Annotated in this window: 22 protein-coding genes; 15 read left to right on the top strand and 7 right to left on the bottom strand. The window is 71.2% G+C overall.

The genetic code is table 11. From position 1 onward, the window contains the following. The 6 genes from ACR9ZG_RS08535 to ddaH form a co-directional block, all read left to right on the top strand. The coding region (locus ACR9ZG_RS08535) for a cell division protein PerM (RefSeq protein WP_481284396.1) at positions 1-729 on the top strand (729 nt) is incomplete at its 5' end. Next, positions 726-2051 (top strand): threonine/serine exporter family protein, encoded by a 1326-nt coding sequence (locus ACR9ZG_RS08530; protein WP_481284395.1) that lies wholly within the window; start codon positions 726-728, stop codon positions 2049-2051. The genes ACR9ZG_RS08535 and ACR9ZG_RS08530, both read left to right, overlap by 4 nt. A 41-nt stretch (positions 2052-2092) precedes the next feature. Continuing rightward, the gene (purN, locus tag ACR9ZG_RS08525) at positions 2093-2686 is read left to right on the top strand and encodes a phosphoribosylglycinamide formyltransferase (RefSeq protein ID WP_481284394.1); all 594 of its coding nucleotides are present in this window, start codon (positions 2093-2095) and stop codon (positions 2684-2686) included. Next, positions 2683-4263 (top strand): bifunctional phosphoribosylaminoimidazolecarboxamide formyltransferase/IMP cyclohydrolase, encoded by a 1581-nt coding sequence (gene purH, locus ACR9ZG_RS08520; RefSeq protein WP_481284393.1) that lies wholly within the window; start codon positions 2683-2685, stop codon positions 4261-4263. Before purN ends, purH begins: the two co-directional genes overlap by 4 nt. A 110-nt stretch (positions 4264-4373) precedes the next feature. Beyond that, complete coding sequence (locus ACR9ZG_RS08515; RefSeq protein ID WP_481284392.1) at positions 4374-5453, top strand: Glu/Leu/Phe/Val dehydrogenase family protein; 1080 nt, start codon at positions 4374-4376, stop codon at positions 5451-5453. Positions 5454-5478: 25 nt separating this feature from the next. Beyond that, entirely contained in the window at positions 5479-6693 is a 1215-nt protein-coding gene (gene ddaH, locus ACR9ZG_RS08510) for a dimethylargininase (RefSeq protein WP_481284391.1), read from the top strand. On the opposite strand, the gene ACR9ZG_RS08505 is transcribed toward ddaH, so the two are convergent. Further along, the gene (locus ACR9ZG_RS08505; protein ID WP_481284390.1) at positions 6665-8011 is read right to left on the bottom strand and encodes an MFS transporter; all 1347 of its coding nucleotides are present in this window, start codon (positions 8009-8011) and stop codon (positions 6665-6667) included. The two genes, ddaH and ACR9ZG_RS08505, sit on opposite strands and share 29 nt — an antisense overlap. A 388-nt stretch (positions 8012-8399) precedes the next feature. Between ACR9ZG_RS08505 and ACR9ZG_RS08500 the strand changes: the two genes are divergently transcribed. The 5 genes from ACR9ZG_RS08500 (at position 8400) to ACR9ZG_RS08480 (ending at position 15317) form a co-directional block, all read left to right on the top strand. Continuing rightward, entirely contained in the window at positions 8400-10259 is a 1860-nt protein-coding gene (locus ACR9ZG_RS08500; protein WP_481284389.1) for an ABC transporter ATP-binding protein, read from the top strand. Further along, complete coding sequence (locus tag ACR9ZG_RS08495; RefSeq protein WP_481284388.1) at positions 10256-12070, top strand: ABC transporter ATP-binding protein; 1815 nt, start codon at positions 10256-10258, stop codon at positions 12068-12070. The genes ACR9ZG_RS08500 and ACR9ZG_RS08495 overlap by 4 nt, the downstream gene beginning before the upstream one ends. Positions 12071-12419: 349 nt before the next feature. Then, positions 12420-12782: a response regulator transcription factor gene (locus tag ACR9ZG_RS08490; RefSeq protein ID WP_301212238.1), complete on the top strand. Its 363-nt coding sequence runs from the start codon at positions 12420-12422 to the stop codon at positions 12780-12782. A 9-nt stretch (positions 12783-12791) separates the two neighbouring features. Next, positions 12792-13472, top strand: a complete 681-nt coding sequence (locus ACR9ZG_RS08485) for a LuxR C-terminal-related transcriptional regulator (RefSeq protein WP_481284387.1) — start codon at positions 12792-12794, stop codon at positions 13470-13472. A gap of 3 nt (positions 13473-13475) precedes the next feature. Continuing rightward, positions 13476-15317 carry a sensor histidine kinase gene (locus ACR9ZG_RS08480; protein WP_481284386.1) on the top strand — a complete coding sequence of 614 codons (1842 nt, stop codon included), beginning with the start codon at positions 13476-13478 and terminating at the stop codon, positions 15315-15317. Positions 15318-15321: 4 nt separating this feature from the next. On the opposite strand, the gene ACR9ZG_RS08475 is transcribed toward ACR9ZG_RS08480, so the two are convergent. From ACR9ZG_RS08475 to ACR9ZG_RS08465, 3 genes are all read right to left on the bottom strand, one after another. Beyond that, a complete protein-coding gene (locus ACR9ZG_RS08475; protein WP_481284385.1) occupies positions 15322-15744 on the bottom strand; it encodes a hypothetical protein in 423 nt (140 codons plus the stop codon). Between the two features lie 119 nt (positions 15745-15863). Then, the gene (locus ACR9ZG_RS08470; RefSeq protein WP_481284384.1) at positions 15864-16253 is read right to left on the bottom strand and encodes an MGMT family protein; all 390 of its coding nucleotides are present in this window, start codon (positions 16251-16253) and stop codon (positions 15864-15866) included. Beyond that, positions 16237-16689 (bottom strand): GNAT family N-acetyltransferase, encoded by a 453-nt coding sequence (locus ACR9ZG_RS08465; RefSeq protein ID WP_481284383.1) that lies wholly within the window; start codon positions 16687-16689, stop codon positions 16237-16239. Before ACR9ZG_RS08465 ends, ACR9ZG_RS08470 begins: the two co-directional genes overlap by 17 nt. A gap of 147 nt (positions 16690-16836) precedes the next feature. Between ACR9ZG_RS08465 and ACR9ZG_RS08460 the strand changes: the two genes are divergently transcribed. Next, on the top strand, positions 16837-18054 hold the full coding sequence (locus ACR9ZG_RS08460; protein ID WP_481284382.1) for an NADP-dependent isocitrate dehydrogenase: 1218 nt from the start codon (positions 16837-16839) through the stop codon (positions 18052-18054). Positions 18055-18136: 82 nt separating this feature from the next. On the opposite strand, the gene ACR9ZG_RS08455 is transcribed toward ACR9ZG_RS08460, so the two are convergent. Genes ACR9ZG_RS08455 through ACR9ZG_RS08445 form a run of 3 tightly spaced genes read right to left on the bottom strand, consistent with a single transcriptional unit; the run spans position 18137 to position 21284 of the window. Continuing rightward, positions 18137-18994 carry a carbohydrate ABC transporter permease gene (locus tag ACR9ZG_RS08455; RefSeq protein WP_481284381.1) on the bottom strand — a complete coding sequence of 286 codons (858 nt, stop codon included), beginning with the start codon at positions 18992-18994 and terminating at the stop codon, positions 18137-18139. After that, on the bottom strand, positions 18991-19974 hold the full coding sequence (locus tag ACR9ZG_RS08450) for a carbohydrate ABC transporter permease (RefSeq protein ID WP_481284397.1): 984 nt from the start codon (positions 19972-19974) through the stop codon (positions 18991-18993). The genes ACR9ZG_RS08455 and ACR9ZG_RS08450 overlap by 4 nt, the downstream gene beginning before the upstream one ends. Before the next feature lie 5 nt (positions 19975-19979). Beyond that, the gene (locus ACR9ZG_RS08445; RefSeq protein ID WP_481284380.1) at positions 19980-21284 is read right to left on the bottom strand and encodes an ABC transporter substrate-binding protein; all 1305 of its coding nucleotides are present in this window, start codon (positions 21282-21284) and stop codon (positions 19980-19982) included. 182 nt (positions 21285-21466) lie between these two features. Between ACR9ZG_RS08445 and ACR9ZG_RS08440 the strand changes: the two genes are divergently transcribed. From ACR9ZG_RS08440 to ACR9ZG_RS08430, 3 genes are all read left to right on the top strand, one after another. Beyond that, complete coding sequence (locus ACR9ZG_RS08440) at positions 21467-22507, top strand: LacI family DNA-binding transcriptional regulator (RefSeq protein WP_481284379.1); 1041 nt, start codon at positions 21467-21469, stop codon at positions 22505-22507. A 63-nt stretch (positions 22508-22570) separates the two neighbouring features. After that, positions 22571-23734 (top strand): ROK family transcriptional regulator, encoded by a 1164-nt coding sequence (locus ACR9ZG_RS08435; RefSeq protein ID WP_481284378.1) that lies wholly within the window; start codon positions 22571-22573, stop codon positions 23732-23734. A gap of 86 nt (positions 23735-23820) precedes the next feature. Then, entirely contained in the window at positions 23821-25176 is a 1356-nt protein-coding gene (locus ACR9ZG_RS08430) for an extracellular solute-binding protein (RefSeq protein ID WP_481284377.1), read from the top strand. The last annotated feature ends 110 nt before the right edge of the window (positions 25177-25286 follow it).

Raw genomic sequence — 25286 nt, 5'->3', positions numbered from 1 at the left:
GCCCGCGCCGACACCGCCCGCCCCGACACCGCTCTGGCCGACGCCCCCGTCGTCGTCGCCCTGCGCGAGCGGGTGGATGCCGTCCCGGCTCCGCTGCGGACCGGCGCGCTCGACGCCCTCCGCGCCGGCACCGCGGCCACCGCCATGATCGTCGGGGTCGCCGCGCTCATCCTCGCGCTCCTGATCTTCGGCAACTACGGCTCGATCATCAGCCTCTACGAGCAGTTGCAGACCGGTGTGGTCGGCGGCATCGCGCTCACCCTCGGCCAGCTGGCGTTCCTCCCGAACCTCGTGATCTGGCTGGCGTCGTGGCTGGTCGGGCCCGGCTTCGCCATCGGCACCGGCTCGTCGGTGAGCCCGATCGGCACCGAGCTCGGACCGCTGCCCGGCCTGCCGCTGTTCGGCGTCATCCCGTCGGGCGGCTTCAGCTTCGGCCTGGTGGGCGTGCTCGTCCCGCTGCTCGCCGGTTTCGTCGCAGCCGTACTGCTGCGCTCCCGCGGCGGCGCTGCGCAGGGAGGGCTGCGCACGCTCTTCCTGACCGCCCTCGGCATCGGTATCGTGGCGGGCATCGAACTGGGCCTGCTCGCCTGGTGGTCCTCCGGCTCCGTCGGTCCCGGGAGGCTGCACGACGTCGGCCCGAACCCCTGGCTCGTCGGTCTGCTCGCCACCGCGGAGGTCGCCGTGGCCGCCGCCATCGGATCGGTGACAGGAGGCCGCCGCACGCGATGAACGCCCACCGCCGCCTCCCGCTGCAGCTGCGCCGATTGAACCTGCGCAAGCGCTCGACCGAGGCGCAGCAGCTCGTGGAGAGCCCCTCCGCCGACCTGCAGGACTTCCTCGTCGCGCTGGGCAGCGCGCTGCTGTCGGTCGGGACGGCGGTCACCGACATCCAGAGCACGCTCAAGCGCGTCGCGGTCGCGCTCGGCTCGCCCAATGCGACGCTCATCGTGTTCCCCACGCTGATCTTCGTGGGGCTCCCCGGCGAGCAGGAGACCCGCTTCGAGGTCGCGGAGCCGCTCGGCGGCGAGGTGCGCTTCGACCGTGCAGCCCGCATCTACCGCGTGGTCGACCAGGCGCTCGCCGGGCGCATCACCGCGGCGCAGGGCAAGCAGGACATCCGGCAGCTCACCGCGGCGCCTCCGCGCTTCCCGTTCGTCGTCCGGGTGATCGGGCACGGGATCGCCTCGGGCGGTGTCGCCCTCGTGCTCCTCGGCGCGGACGCGCTGAGCCTGCTGTACGCGTTCATCCTGGGGCTGCTGGTGGGGGTCGCGAAGCTCGTGATCCGGCCGGGCACCTACGCCGCGATCCTCCTGCCGGTCGCCACCGCCTTCGCGCTCGCCGTCATCGTGTTCTCGCTGGCCAGGACGGTCGTCGTGGCCGAGCCCCTCCAGGTGCTCATCCCGCCGTTGGTGACGCTCCTGCCGGGCGCCGTGCTGACGACCGGCGTGCAGGAGCTCGCGGCGGGGGACATGGTCGCCGGGTCCAGCCGACTGGTCTCGGGGATCGCGCAGCTGCTCTTCCTCGCGTTCGGCATCCTCGCGGCGCTCGCCGTGACCGGGACGCCCGCCACGACCGCGCTGCAGGCCAGCCAGCCGGCGCTCGGGGCGTTCCAGCCCTGGGTCGGCGTCGTGCTGTTCTCGGCCGGCGTCTTCCTCTACTACTGCGGACCCCGCCGCTCGGTGTACTACCTGACGGCGGTGCTGTTGGTCGCGTACGGCGGGCAGGTGCTCGGCGCCCTGCTCACCGGGAGCGTGTTCAGCGGCTTCGTCGGCGCCGTCGCCCTCACCGTGGTCGCCTACCTCGTGCAGTCGCTGCCAGGCGCTCCGCCCGCGGTCGTGTGCTTCCTCCCCGCCTTCTGGCTGCTCGTGCCAGGGGCGACCGGGCTCATCCGGCTGGCGCAGGGGGCGACGGGAGCCGATTTCGACGCGAGCAGCGTCACCAACCTGCTCGGCTCCATCCTCTCCATCGCGCTCGGCGTGCTCGTCGGCACGGCGCTGTACCGGCAGCTGTACACGATCGCTCCGGCCAGGTGGAGGCTGCGGCTGGTCTGATCGCGGGCCCGGGCCATCCTGCTCCCCGCTAGGCTTGTCGGGTGCTCTCGATTGTCGTGCTGATCTCCGGCGGAGGCTCCAATCTGCGCGCGCTGCTGGAGGCGGCGGAGGATGCGGAGTTCCCCGCCCGTGTCATCGCGGTCGGCGCCGACCGTGACGCCGAGGGGCTCGCGCACGCGGAGGAGTTCGGCATCCCGTCGTTCACCGTCCCGTTCACGTCGTTCACGAGCCGCGAGGAGTGGGGCGACGCCCTGCTGGAGCAGCTGCGGCAGTGGCAGCCCGACCTCGTGATCCTGTCCGGCTTCATGCGGCTGGTCCCGCCGCGCGTGGTCGCCGAGTACTCGCCCTTCCTGATCAACACGCACCCGGCCTACCTGCCCGAGTTCCCCGGCGCCCACGGCGTGCGGGACGCACTCGCCGCCGGGGTCACCCAGACCGGTGCGAGCCTCATCGTGGTCGACGACGGCGTCGACGCGGGGCCGATCATCAGCCAGGAGCGCATCCCGATCCACCCCGGCGACTCGGAGGCCAGCCTCCACGAGCGCATCAAGCCCGTCGAGCGGCGCCTGCTGGTGCAGGCCGTCCTCGACATCGCCAACGGCCACATCGACCTCAAGGAGCTGTCCCGAGCATGAGCGGACCCCGTCACGACGCCAGCCTGTACCGCGAGCGCGACCTCGTCCCGATCCGCCGGGCGCTGATCTCGGTCAGCGACAAGACCGGCCTCCTCGACCTCGCGAAGGCCCTGGCGGACGCCGGCGTCGAGCTGGTGTCCACGGGCTCCACCGCGCAGACCATCCGCGACGCCGGCTACGCCGTGACCGACGTCGCGAGCGTCACCGGCTTCCCCGAGTCGCTCGACGGCCGCGTGAAGACGCTGCACCCGGCCATCCACTCCGGCCTGCTCGCCGACCTGCGGCTGGCCTCGCACGAGGAGCAGCTCAAGGAGCTCGGCATCGAGCCGTTCGAGCTCGTCGTCGTGAACCTGTACCCGTTCGTCGAGACCGTCGCCTCGGGCGCGGTCGGCAACGACGTGGTCGAGCAGATCGACATCGGCGGGCCCGCGATGGTCCGCGCCTCGGCGAAGAACCACGCCAACGTCGCGATCGTCGTCTCGCCCGCCGACTACCCGGCGATCGTGGCGGCGGTGGAGGCCGGGGGCACGACGTTCGACCAGCGCCGCGAGCTCGCCTCCCGCGCCTTCGCCCACACCGCCGCGTACGACGGCGCGGTCGCGGCCTGGTTCGCCGGGGAGGCGCCCAGCACCGACGACTTCGCCGAGCGCTTCGAGGTGCGCGCCGAGCTGCTGCACACGCTCCGCTACGGCGAGAACGCGCACCAGAAGGCCGCTCTGTACGCCGACCCCACCGGCCGCGGCATCGCGCAGGCGACCCAGCTCGGCGGCAAGGAGATGTCGTACAACAACTACGTGGACGCCGACGCGGCCCTCCGCAGTGCGTATGACTTCACCGAGCCGGCGGTCGCGATCATCAAGCACGCCAACCCGTGCGGCATCGCCGTCGCCGACGACATCGCCGAGGCGCATCGCAAGGCGCATGAGTGCGACCCGGTCTCGGCCTACGGCGGCGTCATCGCGGCCAACCGCACGGTGACGCTCGCGATGGCCGAGACGGTCAAGGGCATCTTCACCGAGGTGCTCATCGCCCCCGGCTTCGAGCCGGAGGCGCTGGAGCTGCTGCAGACCAAGAAGAACCTCCGCATCCTCCAGCTGCCGGAGGGCTACACCCGCTCGCGCGCGGAGTTCCGGCAGATCTCGGGCGGCGTGCTCGTGCAGGACGCCGACCGGTTCGATGAGTTCTCCTCCGCCGGGTGGACGCTCGTGTCGGGCGAGGAGGCGGACGCCGCCACCCGCGCCGACCTCGAATTCGCCTGGAAGGCGTGCCGCGCGGTCAAGTCGAACGCGATCCTGCTCGCCTCGGGCGGCGCCTCCGTCGGCGTCGGCATGGGCCAGGTCAACCGCGTCGACTCGTGCAACCTCGCGGTGAGCCGGGCGGGCGACCGCGCGGCCGGGTCGGTGGCGGCCTCCGACGCGTTCTTCCCGTTCGCCGACGGCCCGGAGATCCTGATCGCGGCGGGCGTGAAGGCCATCGTGCAGCCGGGAGGCTCCATCCGCGACGAGGACGTCATCGCCGCGGCGAAGGCGGCGGGGGTGACCATGTACTTCACGGGCGAGCGCCACTTCTTCCACTGATCGGGTGCGCCACGGCCGCGGATGATTGCGGCCGCCCCGCGGGCGCGGGAGAATGGACGGCGGTCCACAAGACCGCCCATTCGACCGCGATCCCACGAGGAGAGACACCGATGTCCGTCCTGCCCGCCGACCTGGCCCCGTTCACCGCAGCAGACCTGCCGCACGAGACGCTCCAGGTGGTGAGGGGGAGGCGGAGCGGCCTCACGATCAGCATCGCGGTCCACTCCACCGTGCTCGGCCAGGCGCTCGGCGGCTGCCGGGTGTGGTCGTACGACTCCTGGGGCGAGGCGGTCGCCGACTCCCTGCGCCTCGCTGAGGGGATGACGCTCAAGAACGCGGCCGCGGGTCTGAACCGCGGCGGCGGCAAGACCGTCATCTACGTGCCCCGCGGGCACGTCCTCAGCGCGACCGCGCGTTACGAGGCGATGCTCGATCTGGGTGACGCGATCGAGTCGCTCGGCGGCAGCTACATGACCGCGGAGGATGTCGGCACGAGCGCCGAGGACATGGCCGTCGTCGCCTCGCGCACCGCCCACGTCTGCGGCCTCCCGTCGTCCGCCGGCGGCGTCGGCGAGCCCAGCGACGCGACCGCCGCCGGCGTCTACGCCGGACTGCTGGCCACGCTCGAGCGCGCCACCGGGAGTCGTTCGGTCGCGGGCAGCCGGGTGACCGTGCTGGGGCTCGGCCACGTCGGCTCGCTGATCGCGATGCGCCTCGCGAGCGAGGGCGCCCGCCTCACCGTCACCGACGTGAACCCCGCCAAGCGCGCGCTGGCCGACGCGATCGGCGCGAAGTGGGTCGAGCCGGAGGAGGCGCACCGCGTCGAGGGCGACCTGTTCGTCCCGGCCGGCGTCGGCGGAGCGCTCACCGCCCGGGTGATCGACGAGCTGCGCGTGAAGGCCGTGGTCGGCCCCGCGAACAACCAGCTCGCCGAGCGATCCGGCGCCGAGCAGCTGGCCGCCCGCGGCATCCTGTGGGCGCCCGACTTCGTCGTGAACGCCGGCGGCGTCATCTTCCTCGACCTGATGAGCGGCGACCGCCCATCGGCCGAGGTCGTGCAGGAGCGCATCGAGCGCATCGGCGACACCGTCTCGGACGTCTTCGCGGCCGCTGCGTCGCGCGGCGTCACCACGCTGGAGGCGGCGGAGGAGCTCGCCATGGCCCGCCTGCGCGAGCCAGCGAACGCATAGAAACGCTCCGCTAGGGTTGGTTCTCATGACGTCTTCGTGGGGCCGCCGGCTCGTCGCTTCCCTGGTGTCCGCCGTCGCGGTCGCCGCCATCTCGCTCGTCGTCTCGGTGGTGGTGCTGCTCGTCGCCAACCAGCTGGCGGCCGGCGCCCTGCTGACGGCCACCCAGTACATGAGCTTCAACGCGCTGGTCGCGCTGATCCTCGCGTTCGCGGCGGCGATGCTCGGCGGCCTCGACCGGCGCTGGATCGCCGTCGTCAGCGGCCTCCTCGTCGGGCTGGTGAGCGTCGTCCTCGGCGCGCCGCTGCTCTACCTGAGCCTCGGCGCGCAGCTGAACGCGCAGACCTGGTCGCTGGTATGGCAGTCGCTGATCAGCCTCAACCTGCCGTTCTGGCTGGCCGTCGCCGTCGTCGTGCCCACGGCCGGGTACGCGGTCTACCACGTGATCGCGGGCGGCCAGGGCGGCGCCCGCGGCGTGACCGGCCGCAAGGTCGCGCTGGTGCGCATCCCGGCGGGCAACCTGGCCGAGGGGCTCGTCACCCACATCGAGCGCGAGTCGATCGACGCCGAGCTCGCCGACAAGCAGTGGGACGGCTACGTCGCCGCGCTCGCCGAGCACGGCTGGCGCACGGTCGAGGTGGCGAGCGCCGACGACCTGGCCGACTCCGTCTTCGTGGAGGACACCGCGGTCGTCTTCGGCGACACGGCCGTGATCACCCGCCCCGGCGCCGACTCCCGCAAGCCGGAGACCGCCGGCACCGAGGCCGCGCTGCGCGCCCAGGGCCTCCACCTGGAGCGCATCGAGGAGCCGGGCACGCTCGAGGGCGGCGACGTCCTCAAGATCGGCTCGACCGTGTACGTCGGCCGCGGCGGACGCACCAACGCGGAGGGCATCCGCCAGCTCCGCGCGCTGGTCGCGCCGCTCGGCTACACCGTGGTCGGGGTCCCGGTCACGAAGGCCCTCCACCTCAAGACCGCCGTCACCGCGCTGCCCGACGGCACGGTCATCGGCTACGAGCCGCTCGTCGACGAGCCGCGCCTGTTCGAGCGCTTCCTGCCCGTCCCGGAGGCGCACGGCACCGCGGTGGTCGTCCTCGACGACGAGACCGTGCTGATGTCGGCCTCGGCGCCGCAGTCGATCGCGCTGATCGAGGATCTCGGCTACACCGTCGTCCCGGTCGAGATCTCGGAGTTCGAGAAGCTCGAGGGCTGCGTCACCTGTCTGTCGATCCGGGTGCGCTGACCGTCGAGGGGAGCGCGCACCAGCCCGCGGTGAGCGCTGCCGCGATGCCGGCGACCAGCCAGCCGAGCGCGTAGCCGCCGAGCGACGCGACGAGGATGATCGCGGCGGTCCCGAGCGCCGTGCCGACCTGGGCGCCGGTGTTCAGGATGCCGCTCGCGCTGCCCATGAGCCGCTCGGGGACGGTGGTCCCGATCGTGGTCGCCGCCACCGAGGCCAGACCGAGGCCCGCACCCGACAGCGCGACGCCGGTGAGCACGCCCCACCAGCTCCCGGCGGTGGTCGCGAGCACGAACTGCCCGGCGGCGATCGTGCCGAGCCCGAGGGCCGCGAGGCGATGCGGGGTCAGCCGGGCGAAGACGGTGCCGGTGGAGGCGGAGGTGAGCACGACCGCCACGCTCAGCGCCATGAGCGTGAGCCCGCTCGCGACAGGGCCGATCCGCAGCTCATCCTGCAGGTAGAGCGCAGCGAGGACGGCCGACGAGCTCGTCGTCGCCGTGTTGGCGAACGAGAGCCCGGTACCCTGCCGCAGCGGGCTCGACGCGAACGCCTCGCGCGGGATGAGCGGATGCGCGGCGGTCCGCAGCCGCAGGGCCAGCAGCGCGGCGAAGCCGGCCCCGACGGCGACGGCGACCGCGCCGAGGAGACGGGTGGCAGGCGATTCCAACAGTGCGGCACCGACGATCACCGCCATCACCCCGGCGATCAGGAGGGCCGCGCCCAGCAGGTCGAGCGGCACGCGTTCCAGCGGCGCCCGCGACGCCGGCACACGGCTCGCCACCCCGGCGAACAATGCGACGGCGAGCGGGACGTTGAACCAGAAGACCGCCGGCCAGCCGGCCGCCTGCACGAGCAGCCCTCCGACCAGGAAGCCGGACGCGCCCGCCGCCGCGCCCGTCGCGCTCCAGGCCGCGACCGCCCGCCGGCGTGCCGCACCCTCCGGGGCGGCGTCGAGCAGGAGCTTCAGCGCCGACGGCACCGAGATCGCCGCCGCCGCGCCCTGCAGCGCCCGTGATGCGAGCACGACGGCCAGGGCGCCGGTCCCCATCAGCCCGGCCAGCGCGCCGAGGAGCGACACCGAGCCGAAGGAGGCGATCCCGACGAGGAGGATGCGCCGGTGCCCGTACCGGTCGCCGAGCCGGGCTCCGAGGATCAGCAGGCCGCCGAAGAACATCGCATAGACGGTCGCGAGCGGTCCCGCCGCCGAGGCGTCGGCGCCGACGCCGTCGAGGATCGCGGGGATGGCGGTCGTGGCACTCGTGACGACCAGCACATCGACGAACTGCACCAGGCACAGGACGGGGACGGCTCCACGGCGCATGCGCGCCAGAGTACGCGCGCCGATGCCCCCGGGAAAAAACTCTTGCGGTCCACGCGAACCTGGCAATATCCTGTAGGGCTGCCTTGTCGCAGCGGCCCACGCACACCGAGGACTGGAGGACGCCATGGTCACGATCGAGATCACCCGAACCGTCGGTGTCTTCGCGCTCGCCGGAGTGAGCGGCCGCCCGCGCATCGGATCGGAGCCGGCCTCCGCCCGGTAGGTCCCCGGAGGCGCATCCGCCTCCGCAGCGCACCGGGCCTCCGCCCGGCACCGTCTCGCCCGTCGCACCGGCGACCCGTCGCGCCCTCGCGCGCCCGGCCGTCGCCGTCCCCGCAGCACACGCACGCAACGCACGCCGTCATGCAGAAGAAGAGAAGACGCATCCATGTCCATCGCTGAACAGTCTCAGCACCCGTCCACCCCCGATCGTCACGAGGCCGCGCCCGCCAAGCGCGCCGGCACCGTCCGCACGCTGCTGCGCATCCTGCCCTTCGCCCGGTCGGCCGCGCCGCGCATCCTGCTCGGGATGGTGGCCGCGCTGCTGGCGAGCCTGGTCGCGCTCAGCATCCCGCAGGTGCTGCGCTGGCTGGTCGACGGCCCGCTGTCGACCGGTGACCCGTCCGCGGTGTGGCCGGCCGCGCTCCTCGTCGTCGGCCTGGGCGCCGCCGAGGCCGTGTTCATCTCGCTGCGCCGCTGGTTCGTCCTCACGCCAGGCACCCGGGTGGAGGCGACGATGCGCAACGCGCTCTACGCCCAGCTCCAGGACCTCCCCGTCGCGTTCCACGACCGCTGGCCGAGCGGCCAGCTGCTGTCGCGCGCCGTCAGCGACCTCGGCATGATCAGGCGCTGGCTGTCGTTCGGCATCGTGCTGCTGGTGGTCAACGTCGTCACGATCGTCGTCGGCTTCGCCATCCTGATCGGCTGGAACGGATGGCTCGGCCTGATCTTCCTGGTGCTGTCGGTGCCGCTGTGGATCTACGGCTTCGTCTTCGAGAAGAAGTACTCGATCGTCGCCCGGCGCAGCCAGGACCAGGCGGGCGACCTGGCGACGGCCGTGGAGGAGGCGGTGCACGGCATCCGCGTGCTCAAGGCCTTCGGGCGCGGCAAGCACGCGCTGCGCAAGTTCGAGTCGCAGGCCGAGCAGCTGCGCGGCACCGAGATCGAGAAGGCGAAGGCCATCGCCGGCATCTGGCTGTGGCTGCTGATGGTCCCGGACATCGCGTTCGGCGTCTGCCTGGTGCTCGGCGTCTGGCTCGCCGCGCAGGGCCAGCTGTCGGTCGGCGAGCTGGTGGCGTTCTTCGCCACCGCCACGGTGCTGCGGTTCCCGATCGAGTCGATCGGCTTCCTGCTCTCGATGACGTTCGACACCCGCACGGCGGCCGACCGCTACTTCGAGGTGATGGACGAGGTCAACGCGATCACCGACCCGGCCGAGCCCAAGACCATCGCCGACCCGAAGGGCGAGCTCGTCTTCGACGACGTGCACTTCCGGTACCAGGACTCGCCGGAACGGTTCCCCGACCTGATCGACGGCGTCACGCTGACCGTGCGGCCGGGGGAGACCATGGCGCTCGTCGGGCTCACCGGCAGCGGCAAGTCCACGCTCACGGCGCTCACCACCCGTCTGTACGACGTGACGGGCGGAGCCGTGAAGGTCGACGGCGTCGACGTGCGCGACCTCACCCGGTACGACCTCCGCAAGGCCATCGCGATGGCGTTCGAGGACGCGACGCTGTTCTCGGCGTCGGTCCGCGACAACGTGCTGCTGGGCCGCGACGACCTCGACCCCGCCTCGGAGGAGGCGGAGCGGGTGCTCGCCGAGGCGCTGGAGGTCGCGCAGGCGGGCTTCGTGTACGACCTGCCGCAGGGTGTCGAGACCACCGTCGGCGAGGAGGGGCTCAGCCTCTCCGGCGGCCAGCGGCAGCGCCTGGCGCTGGCCCGTGCGGTCGCCGCGAACCCGAGCATCCTCGTGCTCGACGATCCGCTGTCGGCGCTCGACGTCGACACCGAGGCGCTGGTGGAGGCCGCCCTCCGCCGGGTGCTCGCGTCGACCACCGCGCTGATCGTGGCGCACCGCCCCTCCACGGTCACGCTCGCCGACCGGGTCGCGCTGCTGGAGGACGGCCGCGTCACCGCGGTCGGCACCCACCACGACCTGCTCGCCGCGAACGAGCACTACCGGTTCGTCATCTCGAGCCTCGAGGACGAACAGAACGAAGAACTGATGCAGGAGGTGAACCTGTGACCACCGCGACCGTCCAAGGTGTCGAAGGCGAGGAGCGCGACGACCTCAGCCGGGAGGAGAGCCGCCAGGTGCGGCGACGTTCGCTGCGCCTGCTCGGCTCGCTGCTGCGTCCGCTGCGGCTGCGGCTGCTGCTGACCGCGGTCGTCGTCATCGTGAGCACCGCCGGCCAGGTCGCCGGGCCGGCGATCATCGCGTTCGGCATCGACAACGGCCTCCCGGCCCTGCTCGAGCAGAACTGGTTCCCGCTGGCCGCCGCCGGTGTCGCGTACCTCCTCACCGGCATCATCGGCGCTGTGCTGATCGCCTGGTACACGGTGCTGAGCGCGCGCATCAGTCAGGCCATCCTGCTCGACCTGCGCAAGCGCGTCTTCCTGCACACGCAGAAGCTGTCGCTGGAGTTCCACGAGTCGTACACGTCCGGCCGCATCATCTCGCGCCAGACCAGCGACCTCGACTCCATCCGCGAGCTGCTCGACTCGGGCATCAACCAGCTGGTGCAGGGCTTCCTGTACATGCTGTTCATCGCGATCGCGCTGTTCTCGATCGACTGGATCAGCGGCGTGGTGCTGGTGGCGTCGCTGGTGCCGCTGTACCTCCTGACGCGCTGGTTCCAGAAGCGGTCGCAGGTGCTCTTCCGCATCTCGCGGGTGGCGTCGGCGAAGCTGATCGTGCACTTCGTGGAGACCATGACCGGCATCCGCGCGGTGAAGGCGTTCCGCAAGGAGAAGCGCAACGAGAAGGAGTTCGGCGGCCTCGTCGAGGAGTACCGCGACGTCAACGCCCGCGTCATCCAGCTGTTCGGGATCTTCGACCCCGGACTGGTGATGATCGGCAACGTGACCGTCGGCGTGGTGCTGCTCGTCGGCGGCTTCCGGGTGGCCGACGGCCAGCTGGCCATCGGCGTGCTGCTCGCCGTGCTCCTGTACACGCGCCGCTTCTTCGACCCGATGGAGGAGATGGCGATGTTCTACAACTCCTACCAGTCGGCTGCGGCCGCGCTCGAGAAGATCTCGGGCGTGCTGGAGGAGGAGCCGAGCGTCCCCGACCCGGTGCAGCCGGTCGACCTGTGGACCGCGCAGGGCCACGTGCGCTTCGACGACGTGACCTTCGCCTACCGCTCCGACCGGGTGGTGCTGCCGAAGTTCGACCTCGACATCCCCGCCGGGCAGACCATCGCGCTGGTCGGCTCGACGGGCGCAGGCAAGTCGACGCTCGCCAAGCTGATCTCGCGCTTCTACGACCCGACCGAGGGCCGGGTGACGCTCGACGACGTGGACCTGCGCGACCTCCATCCGAAGGACCTGCGCCGCGCCATCGTCATGGTGACGCAGGAGGCATACCTGTTCAGCGGGTCGGTGGCCGACAACATCGCGCTCGGCAAGCCGGACGCGACCCGCGAGGAGGTCGTGGCGGCGGCGGAGGCGGTCGGCGCCCACGAGTTCATCGCGGGCCTGCCGGACGGCTACGACACCGACGTGAACAAGCGCGGCGGCCGCGTGTCGGCGGGCCAGCGCCAGCTGATCTCGTTCGCGCGCGCCTTCCTGGCCGACCCGGCGGTGCTGATCCTGGACGAGGCGACGAGCTCGCTCGACATCCCGAGCGAGCGGCTGGTGCAGGAGGCGCTGCAGACGCTGCTCGCCGACCGCACGGCCGTGATCATCGCGCACCGTCTCTCCACGGTCGCGATCGCGGACCGTGTGCTGGTGATGGAGCACGGCCGCATCGTCGAGGACGGCACCCCGGCCGACCTGATCGCCGGCACCGGCCGCTTCGCGCAGCTGCACGCGGCGTGGCGGGACTCGCTGGTGTGACCCTCGCCCCCGCGGCGGCCGCCTCCCCGAAGCCGATGGGGTGGTGGCCGCCGCGGGCGCTCCGGCGGGATGGGGTCGAGTCAGTCCGCCGGTCCGCTCGTCCGGTTCATGGAGGGGTGGCCGGGCCCGCCGTGTCCGCCCCCGGATCGCCGGGGCGGTCCGTTCGGGTGGGCGGTTCGGGTCGCGGCGGGCCGGCTCCTCTCCTCGGTCCGGAACGTCGTGAGCTCATTGCTGAGCTTTGCTCAAAGCATGTGGCACGGCTGAGGCGCCCCGCATCCGGGGGGTCACCCGTTCCGAATGCGTGCTGGCACGGATGCTCGCCTCCCGAGCGCGGGCGATGATGACTGGCATGTGCCTCCGCGTTGTCATCGTCGACGACCATGCGCGGTTCCGCGCCCAGGCGGCCGAGCTCCTCGAGCTCGAGCGCTTCGCAGTCGTGGGCGACGCCGACACGGGGGCGGGCGGGGTCGAGCTGAGCCGCCGCCTGGCGCCCGACCTCGTCCTTCTCGACGTGGGCCTGCCCGACGCGGACGGGTTCGATCTGGTCCCCGCGATGCACGCCACCGGCGCCGCCGTGGTCCTGACCTCCAGCCGATCGTCGCGCGACTACGGCCATCGTGTCGCCGACAGCGGCGCGGAGGGCTTCATCGGCAAGGCCGACCTCACAGGAGACGCGCTGCGTTCGCTATTGACACGCACAGCTCCCTGCTAAGGTGAGCGCGTGGTCGCGGGAGAGAAGCCTTCCCGCCCGCTCCGGGTCGCGGTCGCCGACGACGCTGTTCTGCTGCGCGAGGGGATCGGTCAGCTCCTGCGCGCGGGCGGCGTCGATGTCGTCGCGTCCGTCGACACGGCCGAGCAGGTGCTCGCCGTCGTCGAGGACGACGGCACGATCGACGCCGTCGTGCTCGACATCCGCATGCCGCCAACCCACACCGACGAGGGCCTCCGTGCGCTCGAACAGCTCCGGGCCCGCGGCTCCGCCGTCGGCGTCCTGCTGCTCTCGATGTACACGACCGCCGCGTACGCGATCCGGGCGATGAGCGCCGGGAGCGGCACCGGCTACCTGCTCAAGGACCGCGTCGCCGACGGCGACACCCTCGTGAACGCCGTGCGCACTGTCGCACAGGGCGGCAGCGTCGTCGACCCCGAGGTGGTCCAGCTGCTCGTGTCCTCCCGGTCATCCGCCGAGAGTGTCGAGGCGCTGTCCGCGCGCGAGCTCGACGTGCTGCGCCTGATGGCCGAAGGGATGTCGAACGTCGGCATCGCGGCCGGGCTGCACCTCAGCCTCCGCACCGTCGAGTCGCACATCGGCCACATCATGGCCAAGCTCGGCGTGGAGGACTCCGCGGAGGGACACCGGCGCGTGCTCGCGGTCCTCCGCTTCCTGGGCCGGGACGGCTGAGCCGTGAACGCCGCGCGCGTCTGGCTCCGTGCGCTCGCCGTCACCGCCGCCGTGGCGTCGAACGTCCTCGCCCAGGTGGCGAGCGCGATGAGCGGCGACTACGGCCCGCGACCGGCCGGACTCGGCTGGGCCATCGTCTTCGTCGCGGTGGCCGTCGTGTACGTCGTCTGCGGCGTGGTGGCCTGGCGGATCGTCCGCAGCCCGGTCCCCGGTTGGCTGATGGTCGGCGCCGCGCTCTTCTGGTCGGCAGGGGCCTGGTACCCGCTGGCCCGCGAGCTCGGCGGGGTCTGGCCGGTGCTGGCCGGCGTGACCGACTTCTGGGCGGTGCTCGTGGGCGTGCTCGTGCTCTGCTACCCGACCGGGCGGCTGGCCTCGCGGTTCGACCGGGTCGTCGTGATCACGCTCGGCATCGCCTTCCTGCTCCGGTTCGCCGGGGTGCTGCTCGCGTCCTCGCCGCCGGCCGCCGAGTGCGGCTGCGCGCCCAACGCCTATGCGGTGCTGCCGAGCGCCGACGCCGACTACTGGTTCGGGGTCGGCTGGAGGCTCGCGGGCCTCGGCCTGATGCTCACGGTCGCGGCACGCCTCGCCGTGCGGTGGTTCACCAGTTCGCTCCCCGCCCGCCGCGTCTCGTTCGTGATGCCGCTCGCGCTCCTGCTCTGGTGCTACGGGACCGTGCAGGACTCCGTGAGCTTCGCCCTCGGCTGGGAGAGCGGCTGGCTGCAGTTCGTCCCGCCGGTGGCGATCGCGCTCATCCCGCCCGCGTTCGTCGGGGGAGTGCTCTATGCCAGGGGGCTGCGGTCGCGGGTCGCCGACCTCGTGATCGTGGCGCGCGACAAGGTCGACCGGGCGCTGTGGGAGTCCAGCCTCGCGCGCACGCTGCACGACAGCTCCCTGCGTGTGTTCTGGTGGGACGATCACGCCGGCCGTTACGAGACCAGCGACGGCACGCCGGTGGAGGATCTCCGCGGCGCCGCCCGCCCCGCGCGCACGCGGCCCGGCCGTTCGACGCTCCCCATCGACTCCGCCGACGGCCCGATCGCGCTCATCGAGCACGACGTGGCGCTCAGCCAGGACGACCGGCTGCTCGACGCGGTGTCCTCCGCGCTGCTGCTGTCCGTCGACAACGACCGGCTGCGGGGGAGGCTGGAGCAGACGATCCAGGAGCTGCGGGAGTCGCGGCTCCGCATCGTCGAGGAGGGCTACCTCGCGCGCCGGCAGCTGGAGCGCGACCTGCACGACGGGTCGCAGCAGCAGCTCGTGTCGCTCGCGATCAGCCTGCGCATCGCCACCGCGAAGGCCGAGGCGGCGGGCAACGGCGAGGTGGCCCGCGACCTGGAGCGCGCCTCCGCGCAGCTGGCCGACGCCCTGCGCGAGCTGCGCGAGCTGGCACGCGGCATCCACCCGACCGTGCTGACCGACGGCGACCTCCGCAGCGCCCTGGAGGAGCTGGCCCAGCGGGCGCACATGCCGGTGGAGGTGCGCGTCGACACCGGCGCGCGGCTCCCCGGGGTCGTCGAGGAGACGATCTACTTCTGCGTGTCCGAGTGCCTCACCAACGCGGCCAAGCACGCCGGCGCAGGCGCGTGCACCGTCTCGGTGGAGCGGACGGGCGACACGGTGTGCGTCGTCGTCGCCGACGACGGCCGCGGGGGAGCGCGGGTCGAGCCGGGCGGCGGTCTGGAGGGCGTGCGCGACCGGGTGGAGGCCGTTGGCGGCCGTGCCCAGGTCGCGTCGCCCGAGGGCGAGGGCACGCGGATCGAACTCGTCATCCCGCTCGGCGCGGCGCAGCAGGACGCGGACGCCGACCGCGAGCCGACGGACTCCCGCGAGGCTGAGTCGCGCTAGAGGGTCAGCCCTTCGCCGGCATCGCGGCGTACGTCTGGTTGCCGATCACGAACGCCGACCAGCCGCCCGGGCAGCTCACGCCCTTGGCGGGCAGTCCCTCGATCGGCCACCAGCTGTCCTGGATCGCGGGCTTCGGGATGGCGGCCTCGGCCGTGCAGGTGCCGTCCTTGAAGTGCTTGGCCGACGTGTAGGTCAGGATCGCGGCGCCGGACTCGGTGTCCCAGTCGGCACGGATCACGGTGGCGTCCTCCGGCACGAAGGAGGGGGAGCCGAACGCCGACGTCTTCGCGGCGGTGAACTCCTTGGCCGAGTCGTAGATCTCCGCCTCCACGTGCGGCGTGAAGGCGGCCACCACCGAGCAGCCGGAGAGGCCGAGTGCGAGGGTGAGGGCGGTCGCGACGGCGCCGGCGGTGCGGATTCGGGGCACGGGGTCTCCTGTAGACGGGCGGGATGGACCTTGCCAGTCAACACCATCCGGCTGTGCGTGCCATCGGACCAGCGGATGATCCTGCGAAACGTTATCCTCTCGCGATCTGCCGCGGTGGCTCAGGCCGGATCGTGCCGGGCCAGCCGCAGGTCGACGCGGTACGCGGTGCGTACGCCGTCCGTGTGGAGGCCGCCCACGAGCGGTGTCCCCTCCGCGCGGTAGTGCTCCAGCGCGATGTGCTCGTGGCCGCTCGCGGGGTGCCCGCTCGCCCGGACGACGCGCCACCACGGCACCGCTGACCCGTAGTACGCCATCACCTGGCCGACCATCCGCGCGGCGCGCGAGCCGAGGGAGGCCGCCACGTCGCCGTAGGTCATCACCCGGCCGGGCGGGATGGAGTCGACGACCGCGAGCACGCGCTCGACGAACGAGTCGGCCCCGTCGGCGCCGGAGGCCTGGTCCTCGCCGGCGGCCTCGTCCTCGCCGGAGGCCTCAGAGCTCGAGGGCACCGATCGTCTCGCCGTACTGGGTCTCGCCGACCGGCTGGAAGCCGCTGCGCAGGAAGAACTGCTCCGGGCCGAGCTCGCCGGACTCCCAGATCACGTAGAGCCGCGCGTGCCCGCGCGTGCGGGCCTCGTCGGCCAGCGCGCGCACGGCGAAGGTTCCGATGCCGCGGCCCTGGTCGTCGGCGTCGACGTTGATCCGCCAGAGGATGGCCTTGAACTCCTCGTGCTCCGCGTCCGGGTTGAAGTCGCCCATGATGAAGCCGACGACCTCGTCCCCGTCGAGCACCACGCGCTGCCACGACGTCTTGGGGTCCGCCACGGCGGCAGCGGCCGAGTAGGAGACCGGAGCGATGAACTGCTCCTGGCCCGGCTTCAACGAGAGCGCGTTCGCCGCAACGACGTTCTTCGCGCTCAACTCTTCCAGTCTCAACTCAGCCATGACGAAAGGGTAACGTGCGCCGGGGACAGCCGCATAGGAGCGGCGGCCCGGCGTCAGCCGACGGCGGAATATCTCGACGTCGAGATATCTCCCGCGCTCCGGTAAGCTGTCGGAGGCTGAACCACGGCACACACCTCAGGAGAATCAGTGGACAAGATCAAGGTTGAAGGCACGGTCGTCGAGCTCGACGGCGACGAGATGACGCGAATCATCTGGAAGCTGATCAAGGACTCCCTCATCCACCCGTACCTCGATGTGAACCTCGAGTACTACGACCTCGGCATCGAGAAGCGCGACGAGACCGACGACCAGATCACGATCGACGCGGCCCACGCCATCCAGAAGCACGGCGTCGGCGTCAAGTGCGCGACCATCACGCCCGACGAGGCGCGCGTCGAGGAGTTCGGCCTGAAGAAGATGTGGAAGAGCCCGAACGGCACCATCCGCAACATCCTCGGCGGCGTCGTCTTCCGCGAGCCGATCATCATCTCGAACATCCCGCGGCTCGTCCCCGGCTGGAACAAGCCGATCGTCATCGGCCGTCACGCCTTCGGCGACCAGTACCGCGCCACCGACTTCGTGTTCGACGGCCCCGGCACCCTGAGCATCAGCTTCCAGCCGAACGACGGCGGCGAGGCCCAGTCGTTCGAGGTCTACCAGGCCCCGGGCGGCGGCGTCGCGATGGCGATGTACAACCAGGACGCGTCGATCCGCGACTTCGCCCGCGCCTCCTTCAACTACGGCCTGGACCGCAACTACCCGGTCTACCTGTCGACCAAGAACACCATCCTGAAGGCGTACGACGGCCGCTTCAAGGACCTCTTCCAGGAGGTCTTCGACGCCGAGTACAAGGAGAAGTTCGACGCAGCCGGCCTCACCTACGAGCACCGCCTGATCGACGACATGGTCGCCTCCAGCCTCAAGTGGGAGGGCGGCTACGTCTGGGCCTGCAAGAACTACGACGGCGACGTGCAGTCCGACACCGTCGCGCAGGGCTTCGGCTCGCTCGGCCTGATGACCTCCGTCCTGACCACCCCGGACGGCAGCGTCGTGGAGGCGGAGGCCGCGCACGGCACCGTCACCCGCCACTACCGCCAGCACCAGCAGGGCAAGGCGACCTCCACCAACCCGATCGCCTCGATCTTCGCCTGGACCCGCGGTCTCGCCCACCGCGGCAAGCTCGACGGCAACCAGGAGCTCATCGACTTCACTCACACCCTCGAGGACGTCGTGGTGAAGACGGTCGAGGAGGGCAAGATGACCAAGGACCTCGCCCTCCTGGTCGGCCCGGAGCAGGAGTTCCTGACCACCGAGCAGTTCCTCGACGCGATCAGCGAGAACCTCAAGACGCGCATGGGCGCGTAACCCTCGCGCACCAGCGCACGCGCGCGCACGAGAAGGGCCCGGCGGAGCGATCCGCCGGGCCCTTCGTCGCGCTCGGTCCCGGCTAGCGGCCGGCGAGCGAGCCGCCGATCCCTCCGACGCTGAAGTACCGGTTCAGCACGGCGAAGATGAGGATGGGCGGCAGCATCATGACGACGGCGACCGTCATCACCGGTCCCCAGTCCGTCTGGTTCTGCTGGAAGAACGTCTGCAGGCCGATCGGCAGCGTGTAGTTCTGCTCCGAGCGCAGGAAGACCACCGCGACCAGGTAGTCGTTCCACGAGACCAGGAACGAGAAGATCGCGGTGGATAGGATCCCGGGCAGCGAGTTGCGCAGCACGATCCGGACGAATCCGCCGAGCACCGAGGCGCCATCCATCCAGGCGGCCTCCTCTAGGGTGATCGGGATGGAGTCGAAGTAGGCGGCGAGCATCCACACCGCCACCGCGAGGGCGCCGCCGACGTAGAGGATGATGACGCCGCCGAGAGCGTCCACCAGGCCCAGCGCGGCGAACAGCACGAAGAGCGGGATGACGGCGGTGATGACCGGCAGCGACTGCACCACGAACAGCCCGAGCGAGAAGGAGGACACCAGTCGTCCCCGCCCTCGGGAGAGCACGTACCCCGCGGGCGCGGCCACCGCCACCGCGACGACGACGGTGACCAGACTGACCAGGAGGCTGTTGCCCAGCCAGCTGCCGATCTGCGTCTGCGAGAAGACCGTCCCGTAGTTCTCCAGCGTCATGCCCTGAGCATCGCTGCCGAAGGGCGGCTGCACCGACAGCAGCACGACGGCGAGCAGCGGGATCAGGGTGATGGCCGTGATGAGCGAGAGGGCCACGGTACGCCCCCAGCGCGCGGTTCGTCCGTCGGAGGCGGGCCGGGGCCGGGTGACTCGGCGGCCGGCGGTGAGTGCGGTCACGAGATGTCCACCTTTCTGATCTGGCGGTAGAGGAGGACGGAGATCGCCACCAGCACGAGCGTCATGAGGAAGGCGATCGCAACCCCCGGGCCGGTCTGGAAGTTCTGGAAGACCGTGGTGTAGGCGAGCACGACCAGCGTCTGGGTCGACTCCACGGGTCCGCCGCCGGTGAGCAGGAAGATCGTGGGGAAGTCGTTGACGCAGAAGATCGTCATCAGGACCCAGCTGATGAAGGTGGAGCGCGAGATCATCGGCAGGGTGATGTGCCGGAAGGTCTGCCAGGTCCCGGCGCCGTCCATCTTCGACGCCTCGTAGACGTTGACGTCGACCGACGCCAGCGCCGAGGACATCATCATCATCATGAAGGGGAAGCTGACCCACACCTTGAAGACGCAGACCACGATCTGCGCGAGCGTCGGGTCGGCGAGGAACAGGGCGTCCCCGAGCCCCAGCGCGCGGGTCAGCGTCGGCAGGGGACTCTGCGGGGTGGCGACGAGCCAGTTCCACGAGGTGGAGGAGACGACGATCGGCACCACCCACGGCAGGAGCAGCAGGACCCGGAACACCGAACGCCCCGGCGTCCGCAGCCGGAGCAGCAGCGCCAGTCCGAGGCCCACCAGCCAGCTGCCGAAAACGCCGACCACGGTGAAGACCACCGTGAAGCCCGCCGCGCGCCAGAACGCCTCCGACGTCAGCACGTCCGCGTAGTTCGCCAGGCCGACGAACTCGCCGGGGTCGAGCAGGTCACCGTTGTGCAGGGATTGCAGGCCGGCGTAGATGAGCGGGTACAGGTTGAGCAGCAGCAGGAGGATCAGCGTCGGCAGTGCGAAGATCAGCAGCGTCCAGGCGCCGCTGCGCCGCCGGGTGCGAGCGGCCGAGCCCCGCGGAGCTCCTGGGCCGGCGGCTCCCACACCGTTGCGCGCGCGCCGGACGGTCGCCAGCACGGCCGTGGGGGACGGGGGTTTCACATCGACGGTCATCATGATCAGTGCTTCCCGACGAGCGTCTTCTGAAGGGTGGTGAGCGCCTCCTTCGGCGTCGCGTCGAGCGCCAGCAGGCTCTGCGCGAAGGTCGACATGGCGGGCGTGCTGTCGACGAGGGTGACGTCGGAGAAGAGTGCGTCTCCGCCCGGCGCCGCCCACGTCTTGCAGATCGGCTGCCAGACGTCGATCATCTTGGCGGCGTTCGCGTCCGAGCGGAACTGCGGCGTCTCGGCGATGGAGCGGAGCACGGGGAGGCCGGCGCCCGTCTTCTTCGTCCACAGCGGCGCCATGCTCTTGTAGTAGTAAGTGAGGAACTCCTCGGAACCGCGCTGGCTCGGGGTGTTCTTGTACATCATGATGTTGTTCGGGAACATGAGGGCGCCCTTGGCGCCGTTGGCGCTGACCAGCGGATCGCCGACCGCCATGTCCTTCTCGGTGGGGCCGCCGAGCACCTCGGCGAGGGCGGGATTCTCGAAGCCCATCGCGAAGCGGCCGCTCTTCCACTGGGTCTGGGCGTTGGCGGTGGAGTAGCTGACGCTCCCCGGGTCCATGTAGCCCTTGCGAACCATCTCGACGACGTACTCCAGCGCCTGGATGTTCTCGGGCGTGACGCAGGCCGGCTTGCGGTCGGCATCGAACAGGCCTCCGCCGTTGTTGATCATCAGACCCACGATCGCCTGGAAGCCGTTGCTCTGCGCCCCCGCGGCGATCCCGAATCCGAAGACCCCGATCTTCCTCAGGGCCTCGCACACGTTGAGATGGCTCTGCCAGTCCGTCGGCGGCTCCACCCCCGCCTTCTCGAGCAGGGACGGGCGGTACCAGAGGGCCCGCAGATCGAGGTTGTACGGCACGGCGACGGTGCCCTTCGGCGTCTTCATCGTGTCGAGGAGGCCGGGGAGGAAGTCGTCGTACAGCCCGGAGCTCTTCCAGGAGTCGAGGAGGTCGTCGGCGTACGCGATGTGGTTCTTCTCGGCGAACTGGAACGCCTGGGTCCCGCTCCCGCTGCTGACCGCCGGGCCGGTGTTCGAGGCGACGGCGGAGGCGAAGGTCGTCGTGAAGTTCGACCACTGGACGGCCTGGTAGGTCGCCGTTGGCAGGCCCTTGCCTGGCTCGTAGGCGAGCGTGATCTGCTTGTCGAGCGGGGTGAACTTCGTGTTGCCCCACGGCATGTTCCAGAACTTGATCGGCCGCGTGGAGGCGCCGCCCGCGGGGGCGCATGCGGCGAGAGCCGCCAGCACCGCCGCCCCGCCCACGCCGGCCAGCAGGCCGCGCCGAGTCAGGGTGAGACGCTCGTCGAGGTTCGGCATCGTTCCTCCATTCCCGGCCGCTCTGCCGGAGTCGTTTTCGCGTGTTCGGTCCGCAGCATTTGCGCAAATTGTGGGCGTTGCCGCGGAAGAGCGGGTCGATCCTGACATGGTTCACGCGGACAAAGCAAGGGATCGCCACTACGAAAACTTGCGCAAGTAGAGGGCGTCAGTATGCTGCCTCCATGACAGTCGAGCAGCATCCGGACCGGCCGCCGACGCTCGCCGACGTGGCGGCGCTGGCCGGAACCAGCGTGCCGACGGCGTCCAAGGTGCTCCGCGGCGGGACGGACGTCTCGCCCGCCACGCGCGATCGCGTCATGCGGGCGGTGCACGAGATCGGGTACGCGCGCTCCGGCGTGCGCCGCGACGCACCCCGCACCGGATCCGATGCGCCCGCCCTCATCGACCTCGTGGTGAACCATGTCGACGGCAGCTGGGCCAACCGGGTGCTCGTGGGCGTCGAGGAGGTCGCCACGGCCGCCGGGATCGACGTCGTCATCTCGATCGCACGAGATGACGGCGCGTGGGTGTCGCGCCTGCTGCGCAGGCCGTCCCGCGGGGCCATCGTGGTCCTCGTGGATCCGACGAGGCCGCAGCTGTCCGCGCTCGCCGCGGCTGGCGTCCCCGTCGTGCTCGTCACGCCCATGAGCAGGCCGGCGCTGCCGTCGGCGAGCGTCGGCGTCACCAACTGGGAGGGCGGTCGCAGCGCCGCCGAGCATCTGCTCACCCTCGGGCACGAGCGCTTCTCCGTCGTGGCGGGAGGCCGTGGTCACCTGTACAACACCGCGCGCGTCGACGGCTTCTGCTCCGCCCTGCGGGACGCGGGGATCGGGGATTGCGATGTCCGCTATGCCGACTGGGACAGAGCGACGGCGCGGCGCGCGGCCCACGAGCTCCTGACGGCCCCCGGTCGGCCGACGGCGGTGTTCGCCTGCTCGGACGTGATGGCGCTCGGCGTGTACGATGCCGCCGCCGCTCTCGGGATGCGCATCCCCGCGGATCTCAGCGTGGTCGGTTTCGACGACGTGCCCGAGGCGGCGTGGGTGAATCCGCCGATGACGACGGTGCGCCAGCCGACTGCCGAGATGGGCGCCGGTGCGGTCAACCTCCTGCTGCAGGCGGCCCGCTGGCGGCAGGACGGCGCGCCGCCGCGCATCGAGCTGTCGACCAGCCTGACCGTGCGCGCCTCCACCGCCGCGCCTGCCGGCGCGGCAGGGAGCTGACCCTCCGAACTCCGCGGCGAGAAATGCTTGCCATTCTTTTGTTCGTAAGCTTTACTAACAAACATGACGACGACGGAGCTGCATGGAGGAGCGGGCCTCACGCCCGGTCGCGCCCTCCGCCCGCGCGCCAAGGTCCTGCCCGAGCACGCCCGCAGCCACAACCGGTCGCTCGTGCTCCAGACGCTCTACCGCTCCGGCCGGCAGAGCCGCGCGGACATCGCCCGCGAGACCGGCCTCACCCGCGTCACCGTCTCCGACCTGGTCGCCGAGCTGCTGGCCGAAGGGCTCGTCGTCGAGCTGGGCCAGCGCGAGGCGGCGCGGCCGGGCAAGCCGGCCGTCCTGCTCGACATCGACCGCACGGCCCATCAGATCATCGGGGTCGACCTCAGCGACCACGACCGCTTCCGCGGGGCCGTCATGGACCTCGACGGGGAGCTCCTGACGGAGGCCGAGGTGCCGCTCGACGGCGCGACCGGCGCCGCGGCCTCCGCCAAGGTGCTCGACCTCGTGCAGCGCCTGGTCGCCCTCGCGACCGCTCCCATCCTCGGCATCGGCGTCGGCTCCCCGGGTGTCGTCGACCTGGCCGGCACCATCCTCACCGCGCCGAACCTCGGCTGGCGGGGCCTTCCGCTGCAGGAGGACCTGCGCACGGCAACCGGCCTCCCCGTCATCGTCGCCAACGACGCGAACGCCGCCGTGCTCGCCGAGCACAGCTGGGGCGGCGCCTCCGGCGACATGATGCTCATCCGCGTCGGCCACGGCATCGGCGCCGGCCTGCTCATCGCGGGCGCGCTCGTCTACGGCAGCCACTTCGCCGCCGGTGAGATCGGCCAGGTGATGGTCGGCACCGACCTCGGCCTGGACACCACGTACAACCGCGACCAGGTGCTCGAGCGCTGGCTCAGCGTCCCGCAGCTGCGTCGCGGCATCGCCGAGGCGGAGGCGGCCGGGGCCGACCCGACTCCCGTCCTGCGCGAGGCCGGGCAGCGGCTGGGCATCGCGCTCGCGCCCGTCGTGGGCGCCCTCAACCTGTCGGAGCTCGTCCTGAGCGGCCCGACCGACCTGCTCGACGGTCCCCTCGCCGAGGCGACCGTCCACACGCTCCGGAGCCGGACGATGGCCGAGAACCACGCCGATCTCTCGCTCCGGATGACCGCGCAGGGGCAGGACATCGTCCTGCGCGGCGCGGCCGTCCTCGTCCTCTCCGGACGACTCGGGGTCTCCTGACACACAGCACCTCCCGAACCACCCGACCCCTGCACCACGGTGTGGCAGATCGCACACATCGACCATCTGAGAAAGAAGGAACAGCAATGAAGAGAAAGCTCGTCGGCCTCGCCGCAGTGGCTACAGCTTCCGCTCTCGTGCTCGCCGGCTGCGCCTCCGGAGGCGGGTCCTCCGATGCGAGCACCGACGGGAAGGGCAAGACGGTCACGCTGTGGCTGGTCGGCTCGGACACCCCGGATGAGCTGCGCAACTACCTCAAGACCGAGTTCAACAAGGAGACCGGCGCCACCCTCAAGATCGAGCAGCAGGACTGGGGAGACATCGTCACCAAGCTGACCACGGCCCTCCCCGACGCGAACAACACGCCGGACGTCACCGAGATGGGCAACACCCAGTCGCCGACGTTCACCAACGTGGGCGCCTTCCTCGACATCTCCGACATGTACAAGGACCTCGGCGGCGACGACCTCCTGCCGTCCTTCGTCGAGGCCGGCAAGGTCGACGGCAAGAACTACACGCTGCCGTACTACTTCGGCTCGCGCTACATGTTCTACCGCAAGGACGTCTACCAGGCCGCGGGCGTGAGCGTCCCGACCACGCTGGACCAGTTCAACACGACCGTCGCCGACATCACCGCCAAGAACCCGAAGAACATCCCCAACTTCTCGGGCTTCTTCCTCGGCGGCCAGGACTGGCGCGACGGCATCTCGTGGATCTTCGCCAACGGCGGGGACATCGCGAAGAAGGACGGCGACAAGTGGGTCTCCACCCTCTCCTCCGCGGAGTCGCTGAAGGGCCTGCAGCAGCTGCAGGACATCTACAAGAACGCGTCCAAGGCGCCGAACGACGCCAAGGACTCCAACCAGTACATCTACCTGAACGACACCGACCAGACGCTCGACGCCGACGGCAACAAGACCGGCGACACCTCGCTCTCGGCGGCGACGATCATGGCTCCCGGATGGGCGCACTGGTCGATCGGCGACCTGGGCAAGGGTGACGACGGCAAGCCGACCCGCACCTGGAACGACGCCACCTTCGGCACCTACGTGCTGCCGGGCAACGACGGCAAGCCGGCTCCGGTCTTCGCCGGCGGCTCCAACATCGGCATCTCGGCCAAGAGCCAGAACCCTGGCCTGGCCAAGACCCTGATGAAGATCATCTTCTCCAAGGAGTACCAGGAGATGCTCGGCAAGAACGGCCTGGGCCCGGCCAACGAGAAGTACACCTCCTCGCTGGGCGACGACCAGTTCGCGAAGGCGCTCATCGAGTCGGCCTCGAACTCCAAGCTCACCCCGGCGGCGCCGGGCTGGGCGAAGGTCGAGGCGGGCAACGTGATGGAGGAGTTCTTCTCCAAGATCCGTGACGCGTCTGACCTCAAGGGCCTCGCCCAGGAGTACGACACCAAGATCAACGCGCTCCTCAACGAGAAGAACGGCTGATCCAGCTCCACCCGCAGGGCGAGGGGGGCGGGGGCGCCCCCCCCCCCCCCCCCCCCCCCCCCCCCCCCCCCCCCCCCCCCCCCCCCCCCCCCCCCCCCCCCCCCCCCCCC

The organism is Leifsonia sp. KNZ12-8B (genome assembly GCF_056755495.1).
The sequence above is the reverse complement of the archived record's forward strand: the minus strand, read 5'-3'. Positions and strand labels throughout refer to the sequence as shown.

Excerpts from the sequence above, each read along its gene's own strand:
- ACR9ZG_RS08530 (WP_481284395.1), top strand. The coding sequence starts at position 726 with ATGAACGCCCACCGCCGCCTCCCGCTGCAGCTGCGCCGATTGAACCTG.
- purH (WP_481284393.1), top strand. The coding sequence starts at position 2,683 with ATGAGCGGACCCCGTCACGACGCCAGCCTGTACCGCGAGCGCGACCTC.
- ACR9ZG_RS08515 (WP_481284392.1), top strand. The coding sequence starts at position 4,374 with ATGTCCGTCCTGCCCGCCGACCTGGCCCCGTTCACCGCAGCAGACCTG.
- ddaH (WP_481284391.1), top strand. The coding sequence starts at position 5,479 with ATGACGTCTTCGTGGGGCCGCCGGCTCGTCGCTTCCCTGGTGTCCGCC.
- ACR9ZG_RS08505 (WP_481284390.1), bottom strand. The coding sequence starts at position 8,011 with ATGCGCCGTGGAGCCGTCCCCGTCCTGTGCCTGGTGCAGTTCGTCGAT.
- ACR9ZG_RS08500 (WP_481284389.1), top strand. The coding sequence starts at position 8,400 with ATGTCCATCGCTGAACAGTCTCAGCACCCGTCCACCCCCGATCGTCAC.
- ACR9ZG_RS08490 (WP_301212238.1), top strand. The coding sequence starts at position 12,420 with ATGTGCCTCCGCGTTGTCATCGTCGACGACCATGCGCGGTTCCGCGCC.
- ACR9ZG_RS08465 (WP_481284383.1), bottom strand. The coding sequence starts at position 16,689 with ATGGCTGAGTTGAGACTGGAAGAGTTGAGCGCGAAGAACGTCGTTGCG.
- ACR9ZG_RS08450 (WP_481284397.1), bottom strand. The coding sequence starts at position 19,974 with ATGACCGTCGATGTGAAACCCCCGTCCCCCACGGCCGTGCTGGCGACC.
- ACR9ZG_RS08445 (WP_481284380.1), bottom strand. The coding sequence starts at position 21,284 with ATGCCGAACCTCGACGAGCGTCTCACCCTGACTCGGCGCGGCCTGCTG.
- ACR9ZG_RS08440 (WP_481284379.1), top strand. The coding sequence starts at position 21,467 with ATGACAGTCGAGCAGCATCCGGACCGGCCGCCGACGCTCGCCGACGTG.
- ACR9ZG_RS08435 (WP_481284378.1), top strand. The coding sequence starts at position 22,571 with ATGACGACGACGGAGCTGCATGGAGGAGCGGGCCTCACGCCCGGTCGC.
- ACR9ZG_RS08430 (WP_481284377.1), top strand. The coding sequence starts at position 23,821 with ATGAAGAGAAAGCTCGTCGGCCTCGCCGCAGTGGCTACAGCTTCCGCT.